General features: G+C 38.1%; 10 protein-coding genes. 9 read left to right on the top strand and 1 reads right to left on the bottom strand.

Annotated features, from left to right (window positions below; all coding sequences use genetic code 11):
* Positions 1-104: 104 nt before the first annotated feature.
* From PL11201_RS20010 to PL11201_RS19975, 8 genes are all read left to right on the top strand, one after another.
* Positions 105-2,858, top strand: a complete 2,754-nt coding sequence (locus tag PL11201_RS20010; RefSeq protein ID WP_079680642.1) for a zinc-dependent metalloprotease — start codon at positions 105-107, stop codon at positions 2,856-2,858.
* A gap of 28 nt (positions 2,859-2,886) precedes the next feature.
* Positions 2,887-5,529: a glycosyltransferase 61 family protein gene (locus tag PL11201_RS20005; protein WP_079680641.1), complete on the top strand. Its 2,643-nt coding sequence runs from the start codon at positions 2,887-2,889 to the stop codon at positions 5,527-5,529.
* 218 nt (positions 5,530-5,747) lie between these two features.
* The gene (gene zwf, locus PL11201_RS20000; protein WP_079680640.1) at positions 5,748-7,277 is read left to right on the top strand and encodes a glucose-6-phosphate dehydrogenase; all 1,530 of its coding nucleotides are present in this window, start codon (positions 5,748-5,750) and stop codon (positions 7,275-7,277) included.
* A gap of 276 nt (positions 7,278-7,553) precedes the next feature.
* Positions 7,554-8,885 (top strand): glucose-6-phosphate dehydrogenase assembly protein OpcA, encoded by a 1,332-nt coding sequence (gene opcA, locus PL11201_RS19995; protein ID WP_079680639.1) that lies wholly within the window; start codon positions 7,554-7,556, stop codon positions 8,883-8,885.
* Between the two features lie 322 nt (positions 8,886-9,207).
* Positions 9,208-10,554, top strand: a complete 1,347-nt coding sequence (locus PL11201_RS19990; protein WP_079680638.1) for a hybrid sensor histidine kinase/response regulator — start codon at positions 9,208-9,210, stop codon at positions 10,552-10,554.
* A 47-nt stretch (positions 10,555-10,601) separates the two neighbouring features.
* Positions 10,602-12,083, top strand: coding sequence for a dolichyl-phosphate-mannose--protein mannosyltransferase (locus tag PL11201_RS19985; protein WP_079680637.1), 1,482 nt, complete (start codon positions 10,602-10,604; stop codon positions 12,081-12,083).
* 146 nt (positions 12,084-12,229) lie between these two features.
* A complete protein-coding gene (locus tag PL11201_RS19980) occupies positions 12,230-12,454 on the top strand; it encodes a hypothetical protein (RefSeq protein WP_079680636.1) in 225 nt (74 codons plus the stop codon).
* Between the two features lie 98 nt (positions 12,455-12,552).
* Positions 12,553-12,759: a cytochrome b6f subunit PetP gene (locus PL11201_RS19975; RefSeq protein ID WP_079680635.1), complete on the top strand. Its 207-nt coding sequence runs from the start codon at positions 12,553-12,555 to the stop codon at positions 12,757-12,759.
* 61 nt (positions 12,760-12,820) lie between these two features.
* Here PL11201_RS19975 and PL11201_RS19970 read toward each other — a convergent pair whose 3' ends face one another.
* The gene (locus tag PL11201_RS19970; RefSeq protein WP_079680634.1) at positions 12,821-13,345 is read right to left on the bottom strand and encodes a DUF29 domain-containing protein; all 525 of its coding nucleotides are present in this window, start codon (positions 13,343-13,345) and stop codon (positions 12,821-12,823) included.
* A 107-nt stretch (positions 13,346-13,452) separates the two neighbouring features.
* On the opposite strand from PL11201_RS19970, the gene PL11201_RS19965 reads away from it, so the two are divergent.
* Complete coding sequence (locus PL11201_RS19965; RefSeq protein ID WP_079680633.1) at positions 13,453-14,547, top strand: Get3/ArsA fold putative tail anchor-mediating ATPase NosAFP; 1,095 nt, start codon at positions 13,453-13,455, stop codon at positions 14,545-14,547.
* Positions 14,548-14,565: the final 18 nt, after the last annotated feature.

The raw sequence follows: 14,565 nt of genomic DNA, 5'->3' as shown, positions 1-14,565 counted from the left end.
GGTTGGGAGACCCAACCCCTACGAGTTTTTATCACAAATCCTACACGGATTGCTATATAACTTTTAAAAGATGGCAGCTATCCCTATTAATAAGATGACAAATCATGACTAAATTTAATAAAATTAAACGTCTTTTTTTGTTGGGGTTGATATCATTTTTAATAGTAATTTTAAGATTATCTCAAGTTGATGCTCAAGGGGTTTCCATCTCTGATTTTAGAGAAAATTTAGTAGCTCAAGAAGTTACCCAACAATCTTTTGAGGAGCTAATTAAAGGCAGTCAAAAATTAGAAGGTTTATTCACAATTTATCAAAATAAAGAATCAGGAAAGGTTTATTTAGAATTAACACCTGAACAATTAAATCAAGATTTTTTGTGTTTTACGACCTTAGAATCCGGTATCGGAGAAGCCGGAATTTTCAGTGGATATCATCTCAGAGATATTCTATTTCAATTCCGTCATTTACAGAATAACATTCAATTTGTTGTTCCTAATATTAATTTTCGTACCGAGGAAAATGATCCTCAAATTGATTCTATTAATCGTTCCTTTAGTGAATCAGTTTTAAAAACTTTACCTATTTTAAGTATTCATCCTGAAAACAAAAATATATTAATTGAAATTGGTGATTTATTCAATGGTGAAAGTGATTTACCGGGGTTGATGATCCAATTCTCAGAGTTTTTAAAAACTAACTATGCGATCGATCCGAGTAAATCCTATATTTCGGAAATTCAAACCTTTCCAGAAAATGTTGAAATTGAATCCCTATTTGGATTTTCTCTTACCCAATATGCAGATGGACAATATATTCCTTCTTTGCCCGATAACCGCACCTTCAATTTAAAAGTTCGTTATAGTTTATTAGCAGTTCCCTACCATAATAATTATCGTCCTCGGTTAGCAGATGAACGAGTTGGGTATTTTACAACCACCTATAAAGATCTATCAAAGCGGAAGGAAAGATCGACGGCCGTTCGTTATATTAATCGCTGGAATTTAGAAAAACAAGATCCCAATGCTGATTTTTCTCCCCCGGTTAAACCGATTACATTTTGGATTGAAAATACCGTCCCTTTAGAATATCGGGAGACAATTCGAGAGGGAATTTTATTTTGGAATAAAGCCTTTGAACAAGCCGGATTTATTAATGCGATCCAAGTCGAACAAATGCCCGATAATGCCCCTTGGAACCCCGCAGATGTTCGTTATAATACCATTCGTTGGTCTACTTCCTTTGATGCTGAGTTTAGTGGTTATGGCCCCTCCCATACTAACCCCCTAACAGGGGAAATTTTAGATGCAGATATTATTATAGAAAGTAATGCTATACGGAATTTTTCGGATGAAATAGATGTATTTTTAGGAGAAAATTTATCAACGATGGGGGAGGAAAATAATTTGCTAAATTCACGATTAAAGCCAGAAAATCAACCTTGTCCAAGGGGATTATCTGCCTATTCTATTGCCAATCAATCTGAATCTCAAAAAAACCAAAAATCTCGGGATAATTTCAACCATGAGTCGTGCTTTTATCGAGGTTCAAAACAACAATTTAACGTAGGAGCCACAGCTTTATCTCTTTTGGGAAATGTGATGCCCAATAGCCCGAAAATGGAACTCTATATCAAGCAATATTTACGTTTTTTAATTGCCCATGAAGTCGGACATACTCTGGGATTAAGACATAATTTTCAAGGCAGTACCCTGCTATCTCCAGAGGAATTAAATAATACTGAAATTACCCAAGAAAAAGGATTAGTGAGTTCAGTGATGGATTATGTTCCAGTTAATTTAGCCCCCCCAGGAATAACCCAAGGAGATTATTTTTCTACTCGAGTTGGGCCCTATGATCAGTGGGCAATTGAATATGGTTATCAACCCATTGCGAGTACAACTCCACAGGGAGAATGGCAAAGGTTACAAGAGATTGCAAAACGATCTATTCAACCAGAATTAGCCTATGCAACGGATGAGGATTTGGGATCTTTTCTTGACCCAGCAATTAATGAGGAAGATTTAAGTAATAATATGTTGCAGTATTCCCAATGGCAATTTGACAATGCAATTGAGATGTGGAAACGCTTAGAAAAATATACCCCAAGTCGGGGAGAAAGTTATGATAAAATCAGGAAAATGTTCAATACAATTTTTAACTATTATTTTATGCAAGCCAATCGTTTAAACCTTTACATTGGCGGACAATCTTTTACTCGCACAGGCACCGGAAATGTAAATAGTCGTTTACCCTTGGAACCGATTTCGATTGAAAAACAAAGAAATGCTTTAAAACTATTGGAAACCTATATTTTTAACGATAAAGCCTTTAATTTTTCTCCTGATTTATTAAACAAATTAGCTCCGTCGCGCTGGTCAGATTGGGCAAATCCCGATCAAAATAGTCCGTTAGATTATCCCGTTACTAGCTTAATTAGTCTGCTTCATCGTTATGTTTTACAAGAGTTATTTCATCCGATAAGGTTATTTCGGTTACGAGATTTAGAATTAAAAACAACGGCGAATAATGCTTTAACCATACCGGAATTATTTGAAACTATTCAGAATGGAATCTGGACAGAAATTTTAGCTAATAATGGAGAAATTGAGATTTCTAGTATTCGGCGTTCTTTACAACGGCAACATTTAGAGATTTTAAGTAAGATGGTATTGCGAAAAATCTCAATTCCTGAAGATGCGGAAACCGTAGCTTGGTATCAGCTTAAACAGTTAAATAATCAGTTAGAAATTACCTTAAAACGGAGTAGAAATAAAATGAATGCTTACACCTTAGCCCATTTAGAACAAACTCAGAATCGGATGCAAAAAATATTGGAATCACAGGTGCAATCTAATTAACTTTATATTGAATTAATAAGGTAATCCAGTGTCAGAAAATATAAACTCAAATCAGCCTATATCTATTCCTGAACTCCAAAGTCTAGGAGATAATTATTTGGGTCAAAAACATTTTTCAAAAGCTATCTCGGTTTATGAACAGTGTATTTTAGAGTCCCCTGATATTGTTGCTAACTATTGGTATTTGGGATTATCTTGGTTATTACAGGGAGATGTATTACAGGCGCAAACAATATGGTTTTCTGCCTTGGCTGAATCTAATTCAGCCACAACTGAAATTACTGAATTAGTTGATTTTTTAAAAGGTAAAGCAAGAGACTATTTATCCTGTCACTCTTTTGAATTTGCCCAACGGATTTATGAAGCAATTTTAGACTGGTGTGAAACTGATATTGAGGTTTATGACAATCTAGGTCATACGATGGCACTTCAAGGGGATTTGGAAGCAGCTATTAGGATTTGGCAAACAGGGATTGAGTTACAACCTAATTCTATCCAAATGTATCTCAATCAAGGCACTATCTTTCAAAAATTAGAACAATTTGAAGCGGCAATTCAATGTTATCAAGTAGTAATTCAACATTCCCCAAACTATTTAATTTATTACCAATTAGGACTATGTTTAACTCAAATTAAACAATGGAAATCTGCGATTCATGCCTTTGAAAATGCGATTCAACTTCAACCGGATTATGCACCCGCTTATAGTGATTTGGGGATTAGTTTAATAATTGGGGGTTTATTGGAGAAAGGCATTAATTCTCTCCAACAAGGAATCCAGAAACAGCCTCAATTTTATCAGGCTTTAACGGGAAATAAAACCCTGTCAAATCGGAATATAAATTCCTTAGCAATTAATTTTTTAGACTTATTATTATTTCCCTCAACACCCCCAATAGAGTTATATCTTGGCTTGAGCAAAATGTTATCTAGTTTTGATCCAGATTCAGCCTTGATTATACTTCAAAAAGCCCAGGATATCGCCTCTAATAATTTTCAAATTTATTTAAACTTTGGAGATATATTTTATAATTATAAACAGGATTATTTTGAAGCCATTCAGTGTTATTTAGGAGCTAATTTATCGGGTTCTTTGTCTGTAATAGATGATATTATTTCCTTAGAAGAAAAACAAGCTCTTTATCATTTAGCATTGGGAAAATGTCGGCTAAAATTAAACTGTTATCAACAGGCGATCGCCAATTTTAAAACGGTTATTGATTTTAATTATAATCTAGTTGAGGCTTATTATGGTTTAGGTCAGGCTTTATTTCATACTGGAGAAATTAATGAAGCTATTAATAGTTTAAAACAATGTTTAAAACGGGATTCTGAATCGGCTTTATATTCAGGATATTTAGGATTTTTATTGATTTATAATAACCAGATTGAATCCGGCTTATTTTATTTCAAAAAAGCCATGATTTATGAATCTTCCGTTTCTAGTTGGATTGATAGTTTATTAAACAATTTATCAGAATCAGGGAAATTAAAGGCTTCTGTTGATCTCTCGGAAATTAAACCAATTAATCCTCCAATTCAATTTGATCAATCAACGGAAGATTGGCTAAAATCCCACACGGAAATTCAACACAATTATCAACAAATTTATCCCAAAACTATTGTTAACCTAAAACCCCCAAAATCCGGGGATGATTCTCTCCATTTTAGTTTTAGATTTGGTCAACAGATAGAACTTCCTGCTGCTTTTGTAGTTAAAATTCCTCAAGGGCGATTTTGGTTAAGTTCCGATCAAACTCAATCGGCTATTTTAACCCGGGAACAACATTTTTTAGGGGATCTTTCCCCAGAGTTTCCTTTATTAAGTCCGGGTCATCCTGACAAAAATCCGAGTCAGCATTCTATTTTATCCCTGAATAAATTACCGCCAATTCATTTGATCAACGGGACTGTTGCTATTTTAGCCGGACTTTCAAATTCCGTTTATTTTCACTGGATGTTAGATGTTTTACCTCGAATTGAGTTATTGAGAAAAAGCAGTATTAATTGGCATGAGATTGACTATTTTATTGTCGATAATCGTTTGCCTTTTCAACAGGAGACTTTAGAGAAATTACAAATTCCCCAAAATAAACAAATTAATATTAATGAATTCCATCACCTCCAAGCCCAAGATTTAATTGTGCCTTCTTTCCCCGGTTGTGCCGCTTGGATGCCCCAATGGACTTGTGATTTTTTAAAGCAACATTTTTTGCATCCCGATGCTATTGCAAATTCCCCTAATATTAAACGAATTTATATTACCAGAAAAGCAGCAAAAAGCCGTCGAATTTTAAATGAGAATGAATTATTGACGGTTTTACAACCCCTGGGATTTCACTCTATTGAATTAGAATCGATGTCTGTGATTGAACAAGCAGCTTTATTTTCCCAGGCTGAAATAATTATTGCACCCCACGGGAGTGGGTTAACCAATCTTGTATTTTGTCAACCCAATACCAAAGTAATCGAGCTATTTTCCCCAAATTATGTCTATCATTGCTATTGGTGGATTAGTAATTTAGTCCCATTAGATTACTATTATTATATTGGGGAAACCTTCCCGGGTTACCATCTACATCGTTTCGTTTATCCTCAATCTTTTTCCGAAGATATTTTGGTTAATATTCAAGAATTTTTAAATAAACTATCAGCATCGGGAATAGGTTAAAATTACCGACAAATTAATATCTAAAAACCAACAATCGGCAGCTAATCTTAAATTAAACAAAAATTTTGCCGGATCAGGGACGATCAACGGTAAAAATTAGAAATTAACTCAATTCTATAATCGGGAAAGGTCTCTGGCCGACTCTGACAGGGTAAACGTGCTACCTTAATCCCAGAGTCCACCAGAAAGATAATCTCGCTGTCGCAAAAGGAACAGACATGGTAACACTGATTGAAAATCCCTTGCGGGTGGGACTGCAACAAGATCGAATTCCCGAACCCCAGATTTTAGTAATTTTTGGTGCATCGGGAGACTTAACCCAACGGAAATTAGTCCCAGCCCTCTATCAGATGAAATTAGAGCGCAAACTCCCGCCAGAAATAACCATTGTCGGGGTTGCTCGTCGGGAATGGAGCCACGAATTTTTCCGCGAACACCTGCGGGAAGGAGTGGCAGAATTTGGGGGCGGTTTACATTCCCAAGTCCTTTGGGACGACTTCGCCCAGGGGATTTTTTATTGTTCGGGGAATATGGATGAACCCGAAAGTTACCAAAAACTCAAAGCCTTTTTAGAGGAACTCGATGAACTGCGCCGCACCAGGGGAAACCGAGTCTTTTATTTATCCGTAGCCCCACGTTTTTTTGCCGAAGCCATTCAACAATTAGGTGGGGCGGGAATGCTCCCCGACCCGAAAAAACAGCGTTTAGTCATAGAAAAACCCTTTGGTCGAGATTTAGGTTCGGCCCAGGTTCTTAACCGGGTGGTGCGTCAAGTTTGTTCCGAAGAACAGGTCTACCGCATTGACCATTATTTGGGGAAAGAAACCGTCCAAAACCTGATGGTGTTTCGGTTTGGCAATGCCATTTTTGAGCCGCTGTGGAACCGTCAATTTGTTGATCATGTCCAAATTACCGTGGCGGAAACCGTCGGTTTAGAAGGACGGGCGGGTTATTATGAAACCTCCGGGGCGCTGCGGGATATGGTGCAAAACCATCTGATGCAGTTATTTTCCCTAACGGCAATGGAACCCCCCAACTCCCTGGACGCCGATAGTATTCGGAACGAAAAAGTCAAAGTGGTACAAGCAACCCACCTAGCGGATACTAATTTTTTAGAATATTCTGCGGTACGGGGACAATATACCCCCGGTTGGATGAATGGCCAACAGGTGCCGGGGTATCGTTCAGAAGATGGAGCCGCCCCCGAGTCCATCACCCCAACCTATGCCGCGTTAAAATTTTATATTGATAACTGGCGCTGGAAAGGTGTTCCCTTCTATCTGCGAACTGGAAAACGAATGCCGAAAAAGGTGACAGAAATTGCCATTCAATTTAAAGAAGTACCCTTTTTAATGTTCCAGTCGGCGGCAAAACAGGCTAACCCGAACGTTTTGGTCTTGAGAATTCAACCGAATGAGGGAATTTCCATGCGCTTTGAGGTGAAAACCCCGGGAAATTCTCTGCGGACTCGTTCCGTTGATATGGATTTTCGTTATGATACGGCTTTTGGTAAACCCAATACAGATGCCTACGCCCGTTTATTGATTGACTGTATGTTAGGCGATCAAACCCTATTTACCCGAGGGGATGAAGTCGAAGCCTCTTGGCAAGCTCTCACCCCGGTTTTAGAAGTTTGGGATGCTCCAGCACCAGCCGAGTCTATCCCGCTCTATGAAGCCGGAACTTGGGGGCCAGTGGAATCGGAAATTCTGCTCAACCGAGATGGGCGTCGTTGGAGACGACTTTAATCAGTCATCAGTTATCAGTTAACAGTTATCAGTGCAAGAGTTATCAGTGTAAGAGTTAAGAATTTGATCAACTGTTTCTTAATTACTTCTTTTCTTTACTGATAACTAATGACTGGTACGGGCGGGTTCTTTTAGATATTTGTGAATCACCTGAATTTTGATGAACCCGCCCCTACAACTAATGACTGATAACTAATAACTGATAACTGATGACTGATAACTAATAACTGATAACTCTTACACTGATAACTGATTACTGATAACTGATAACTGATTATGACTACACCACTTGTTGCCCTGCAAAAACCCAAGGATATTTCCCTCAGTCAAATTGAAGCTGAGTTAAGTAGTATTTGGCTGAGTCAGAATATTGGCAATGGGAAAACTACCGCCATTGCCACCCGGGCGGCTACCTTTAGTATGGTGGTTTATGAACCCGAAGAATTTCAACAATTGTTAGGAGCTTTAGGGTTTTATCTCAGTACTATTGATGGAATTCATGGAACATCAACCCGGGATGCGATTAAAGAAGCTCAGAGAATTTATGGTTTACCTATTACCGGGCGAGTTGACCCCGATACCTTGGTAAAATTACGCCAAGAATTTGCTAAACTTCCCCCCGCAGATCAAATTATTCCGAATTTGGATGGCCGGGGATTTAGCATTAGTGAAACCATTGCCGCCCAAAATCCCTGTCGGATTATTACTTTGTGTCCAATTTTGGGAGAGGATACCGGAGTAACGGCCCAGGTTTCCGCCTACTGCCCGATTCAGAAAAAAAGTGAAGAAGGCTTAGTCTGTTGTGAATATATTACTCTCAGAGGCACAAAAGCAGCCCTAGAACGGGTGGGAAATGTGGTTTCATCCCTGATGATTCCCGATCTACCTAAGTTTGTTTGGTGGAAAGCCACACCTAACCCAGAGCAGGAATTGTTTAAACAATTAGCGGGTTGTTGTAATTGTGTGATTGTGGATTCCTCCTATTTTAGTGATCCAGAATCGGAATTGTTAAAAATGAACGATTTGATTGAACAGGAAACCTATATTGCTGACTTAAATTGGCATCGACTTTCCCCTTGGCAAGAATTAACTGCCTCTGCCTTTGACCCCCCAGAACGCAGAGCTTCCTTAGTCGAAATTGATAATATCACCATTGACTATGAAAAAGGCAATGCGGCTCAAGCCTTAATGTTCTTGGGGTGGTTTGCGAGTCGTTTGGAATGGAAACCTGTTTCTTTTGTGGCTCAAGGTGGGGATTATGATTTAAAACATCTTGAGTTTATTGGGCCGAATGATAAAAAAATTATGGCGGAACTTGCGGCAATTCCCACGGCGGATTATGGTGAAATTCCCGGGGATTTAGTGGGGTTACGGTTAACTTCTAGTAATCCTAACGCCAACTGCTGCACGATTTTATGTTCGGAAACCACCGGGTGTATGCGGATGGAAGCCGGAGGAAGTGCCCAATCTTGTCGGACTGAACAAGTGATCGCCGCCACGGATCAAAAAGCAGAATCCCTGATGGCGCAACAGTTACAGCGTTGGGGACGGGATGTTCTCTATGAGGAAAGTCTGGATCTAACGGCTCAAATTCTGAAGTTACGATAAGTTCAGATTAATTTCAAGTGAGAATAGCCCCCTTTTTTACACCCCATGATGGGGTGTTTTTTGTTAAGTCCGCCATTAGTGGTGATGGGTGTCATTGTCAAATCGTGATCAATCACCGTAAAATATAATCTAAATAGTTCCGTATAAGTTTAGATACTCAACAGGTTAGGGGTATTGTGTCTTTTGTTTCCTTTTGGGAAGCATTCAAAATAAATCCGTTGATCAATGGTTATGAACATTTATCATTACGTTGAGTTGAGATAGTAATTTGCTTTTTGCTGGAACAATTTCGATTGATCCATAAATCATAATCCCATTCAATATGAACTCCAACTCATTTAAGGAAACCACCATACTAATTGTCGATGATAGCCCAACAAACCTTAATTTATTATCAGGTTTCATTGAGAATTGTGGCTGGAGAATTTTGATTGCAAACCATAGCAATCAAGCCATTAAAGTTGCGGAAACTGAACAGCCTGATTTGATTTTATTAGATGTGGTAATGCCCGAAACCGATGGGTTTGAAACCTGTAAACACCTCAAAAGTCATGCTTCAACCTATGATATTCCGATCATTTTTATGACCGCAGTGGCGAATGATTTAGAGAAGGTTAGGGGATTATCGATTGGGGCTGTAGATTATATTACTAAACCGTTTAAAGCCGAAGAAGTGATTGCTCGAATTAAAATTCATTTAAAAATTAGCTCTTTAACACAACAATTATTAGAAAAAAATCAAGAATTAGAACAACGAGTTTTAGAACGAACGGCTGAGTTATCTCAAGTATTAGAAGATTTAAAACAGTCTCAAATGCAATTAGTACAAAGCGAAAAAATGTCAACTTTAGGACATTTAATTGCCGGAGTTGCCCATGAAATCAATAATCCAATTAACTTTATTGCGGGTAATTTGAATCATGCCAATATTTATATTAAGGATTTAATTCAGCATTTAAAACTGTATCAAAGTTATTATCCTAATGTCGATCATTCTATTCTTGCCCATGCTGAATCTATTGATTTAGACTATTTAATTGAAGATTTACCTAAATTGATTTCTTCTATGAAATTAGGGACGGATCGGATTTCTAATATTAGTACCAGTTTACGAACTTTTTCCAGGAGTGATATTAAGGCTCAAGTCCCTTTTAATATTCATGAAGGTTTAGAAAGTACCCTATTAATCCTGAAACATTTATTACAAGCAACCGATCACCGTCCCGATATTAAGGTGATTAAAAAGTATGGTCAAATGCCTTTGGTTGACTGCTATCCGGGGCAACTGAATCAAGTCTTTATGAATTTAATTAATAATGCTATTGATGCTTTAAATGAATCCAGTGCGACTAAATCCTATCAAGAGTTATTACAACATCCTAATCAAATTATAATTTCAACTTATCTTGTTTCTAATAGTCGTGCTGTTGCTGTTTCAGTTAGGGATAATGGGACGGGGATGTCTGAAGATACTAAAAAATGTGCCTTTGATTATTTATTTACTACTAAACCCGTGGGAAAAGGCACGGGACTGGGACTATCCATTAGTCGAAAGATTATTGAAGATACCCACAAAGGGCGATTATTGTGTCATTCTCAGTTAGGAAAAGGATCGGAATTCATTATTGAGATTCCGATTTGCAAGGAGTTAGAAATCGGTAATCAGTAGAGACGTTGCATGCAACGTCTCTACTATAGGAAATAAAGCCAAAAATAATGACTGATAAAAAATATAAATTTAAACTCAAATTCTCTGGTTTTACTTTGGGGATGATCTCAATATTTATTGGATCTATTCTTTTAAGATTTTGGGGTTTAGAGCAATTTAATAGTTTGGTTTTTGATGAAGTTTATTATGCTAAATTTGCCAATAATTATTTAACTCAAACTCCGTTTTTTAATTCCCATCCTCCCCTGAGTCAATATTTAATTGCCATGGGAATTTGGCTCGGATCTAAACTACCCTTTGGACAAGAAACCATTAATAATTTAACGGGTTCGACCCTATCTACTTGGAGTTATCGATGGTTTAATGCTTTATTTGGATCGTTTATTCCTTTAATAGTTGGTGCGATCGCCTATCAACTTACCCAACGTCGCAGCTATACTTTAATTGCTACTTTTTTAATGGCAACAGATGGATTATTTATCGTAGAATCTCGCTATGCTCTGAGTAATATTTATATTGTATTTTTTGGATTATTAGGACAACTCTTTTTTTTAAAGGCTTTACATCAACAAGGGATTAAACGTTGGTTTTGGATGGGTTTAGCAGGAATCGGATTAGGATCAGCAGCCCTAACTAAATGGAATGGATTGGGATTTTTATTGGGAATTTATTTAATATTAATAGTCTCAGGATTGATTCAATTTTTTACCAAAAAATCACAACAATTAATCCCAGAAACATCTTTTAAATCTCCCTTGCAAAACCTAAATAAACTCACCCCAATTATCATTCTAGTCACCTTAATTATCATTCCGATTCTGGTTTATTGGATCGGTTGGCTTCCCCATTTACAACAAAATCCAGATCCGCCCTTTTGGGGTCTGCAAGCCAAAATTTGGGCTTATCATCATAACTTAGGAGATGGGACAAAAGTTCATCCCTACTGTTCTAAATGGTACAGTTGGATTCTGATGTTACGACCCATTGCCTATTTTTATAAGAAAGTTGATGCAACAACTCCCCTTGATCCGACTTTACCCTTAAATCATCCCGACCAACTTCCCATTATTTATTCAGTTTATGCGATGGGAAATCCCTTTTTATGGTGGTTATCTACCCTAGCTAGTCTATTATTATGTGGGATGTTAATTCAACGAGTATGGATAGCTTTATCTGTGAGGTTTTCCGATTTAAAACCTAGATTATCCCTAGATTTTCCGCCGACACCTGAACTGTGGTTAACCCTATTTTTAATTTTGAATTGGTTGGCAAATTTATTACCCTGGGTGAGAGTCACTCGCTGTTTATTTATTTATCACTACATGACCGGATTTGTGTTTAGTTGTATGGCGTTAGCTTGGTGGTTAGAACGATGGTTATATAGTTCTAATCAACAATTTCGGTGGCTAGGAGGTCTGATCCTATTCCTGGTTTTATTCGGTTTTTTGTATTGGATGCCGTTATATTTAGGACTGCCTTTGTCCCCTGCACAATGGCAACTGCGAATGTGGTTTCCGTCATGGATTTAGTTTTTGGGACTAATCTCAATACAGAATAGAAGGTGAGATTCATCACAGGAATTGGTAATAATGATCACAAATAATCTTGATAGATATTGCGGAAATCTGAAGCTGGATCGTGAATACTTGTAATAGGTTCTAAAAAATATAATTTTATGAATAACGATAACTATCATCCCACAGGATACTCCCTACCGGGCTCTCAAGAAAAACAATTAGATGCGATCGCCAAATTAGCAGTTTTAAGTTTAACCTGGTCTTTAGCGGGTCTATCCCAAGAAAAGAGATCCAGTGCTAACCCTGAAAGAGTCGCCCCGGAGATCCACATTAACTTGTCTGGACTTAAAGATGAAGTTTCTCCCCCTGAGTTCCCCCCATAAGGTGAAGCCATCTAAGTTTTGTGGAACAGTAGAATCTGGGGCAAGGACATATTAAACTAAATTGTGAATTGGTTAATACCCCAAGGAGAACACCGGACGTGGCAATCGAAATTGGTCAAAGAGTCAAGATTCGTCGAATTAGAGAGCGAGTCCCTGGCAATATTGTCGATCAACTCAAGCAAAATCCTTTTGGAACCGTCAAAGGCTTCAAAATGGTGGATGGAAGTGGAGTCGGTTTTATTGTCCAACTCGATAATAAAGCAGCAACTTGGTTCTTTGAAGATGAACTAGAAGTTTCTCGTTAATATTCCCCTATGGTGGGGGGCGAGAAATATTAAGAGGATGATCTGCAAGTTTGGCTTGAGGCTATTGTGGATCATCCTCTTGATTTTTGGAAATTGTCGAAATGTCATTCCCTGCTATATGACTATGATCGGAATCGGGTAAATAATCAATGTTTAGTGTTTCTTCAATAGAAAATGGACAATTTTCAGGAAAAGAAGAACGGGGTAAACCTGTTTCTGCGGCTGCTAATTTTTTAGCACCTTGATAACATTGTATAAAAATATTTTCTAAAAATGGCTTGAGACTGGGACTGTTTTCGAGTGCATCTTCAATCCTTTGACGATGCTCAATGATTGTATATTGCCAACTATTAGAACGTTTTTCTGGCTGAAATCTATATTTCAGTAAGTGCATTAATAAAATCCTCAGATTACTTTTTAAGGCATTTTTATCATTTTTTCCCATACTGTCTAATTCTTCAATTAAATTTTGACAATCTAATTCTTCAAAATGTTTATTTTCTAGCAATTGAATTGTTTGCTCTACCCATAAATGGAAATCTTGTTCATAAAGTTGGTTGAGTTTGAGTGACAATTCAGAATTCATCAAATTAGCTCCTTGATGAGTTTAAAATATACCCGATTACAATATACCCATTCTAATTGATTTATTGTAGGATCAAGTTTCCATGAACGAGATTAGGAAAATCATAAATGGCCTTAACATTAACATTTTTGGGTAAGGGGGGTACGGGTCGGACAACACTGGCGATCGCAGCCGCTCAACAATTGGCAGCCAGCCAGAAGCGGGTATTATTGGTTGGACAAGATGGCAGTCCCGCCTGGAATATCCTGCTAGAAACGGAAGTGGGGTGTGATCCAACGGAAATTACCACCGATTTGAAAGCCGTGCAATTGAAAAGTGCAGTTTTACTCGAACGCAGTTGGGAGGAAGTGAAAAAGCTGGAAACCCAATATGTTCGTACCCCATTTTTTAGGAATGTTTATGGTCAGGAATTGGGGGTTTTACCCGGAATGGATAGTGCCTTGGCCCTCAACGCTATTCGCCAATATGATGCCAGTGGCGAATATGATGTAATTGTTTATGATGGGTTAGCCAGTCAAGATACCCTGAGAATGTTAGGAATGCCAGAGATTTTAAGCTGGTATCTGCGCCGTTTTCGGAATGTATTTATGGAGTCGGATTTAGGAAAAACCCTTTCTCCTTTTGCACAACCAATTGCTAGTAGTATTCTGAATATTGATATTTCTGGAGATACTTTTGCCCAACCGACTCAAGACATGAATAATATCTTGGATCAGGGGAAAACGGCGGTATCCGATCCCCGACGAGTGGCGGCTTATTTAGTTAGTACCCAGGATGAAGTGGCGATCGCCACAGCCAGATATTTATGGGGAAGTGCCCAACAGGTGGGACTAACCGTGGGTGGGGTGTTGTTAAACCAAACGTCGCTGACAGAGGCGATTACCGAAGCGTTTGATCCGTTAAAAGTCAGTGTCATTCCCCCACGTTCGGGTCAAAGCTGGCAATCTCTGATCGAGTCTTTGCCTGATTTTACCCAGGCTGGGTTAGCTCCAAAACCAATCAGCATTGACGTGGCACAACGCAAGGTCAGCCTGTTTCTGCCCAGTTTTGATAAAAAACAAGTCAAGCTAACCCAATACGGCCCAGAAGTCACGATAGAAGCCGGAGATCAACGGCGGAACATCTTTCTTCCCCCAGCCTTGACCGGAAAACCTGTAACTGGAGCAAAGTTTCAAAACGGTTATTTAACGATTAGCTTTTAATCAGTTAACAGTTATCAG

This window comes from Planktothrix sp. PCC 11201, assembly GCF_900009135.1.
Lineage (GTDB): Bacteria > Cyanobacteriota > Cyanobacteriia > Cyanobacteriales > Microcoleaceae > Planktothrix.
The sequence above is the reverse complement of the archived record's forward strand: the minus strand, read 5'-3'. Positions and strand labels throughout refer to the sequence as shown.

Coding starts and splice junctions, on each gene's coding strand:
- PL11201_RS19990 (WP_079680638.1), top strand. CDS start 9,208: ATGAACTCCAACTCATTTAAGGAAACCACCATACTAATTGTCGATGAT.
- PL11201_RS19985 (WP_079680637.1), top strand. CDS start 10,602: ATGACTGATAAAAAATATAAATTTAAACTCAAATTCTCTGGTTTTACT.
- opcA (WP_079680639.1), top strand. CDS start 7,554: ATGACTACACCACTTGTTGCCCTGCAAAAACCCAAGGATATTTCCCTC.
- PL11201_RS19980 (WP_079680636.1), top strand. CDS start 12,230: ATGAATAACGATAACTATCATCCCACAGGATACTCCCTACCGGGCTCT.
- PL11201_RS20010 (WP_079680642.1), top strand. CDS start 105: ATGACTAAATTTAATAAAATTAAACGTCTTTTTTTGTTGGGGTTGATA.
- PL11201_RS19965 (WP_079680633.1), top strand. CDS start 13,453: ATGGCCTTAACATTAACATTTTTGGGTAAGGGGGGTACGGGTCGGACA.
- zwf (WP_079680640.1), top strand. CDS start 5,748: ATGGTAACACTGATTGAAAATCCCTTGCGGGTGGGACTGCAACAAGAT.
- PL11201_RS19970 (WP_079680634.1), bottom strand. CDS start 13,345: ATGAATTCTGAATTGTCACTCAAACTCAACCAACTTTATGAACAAGAT.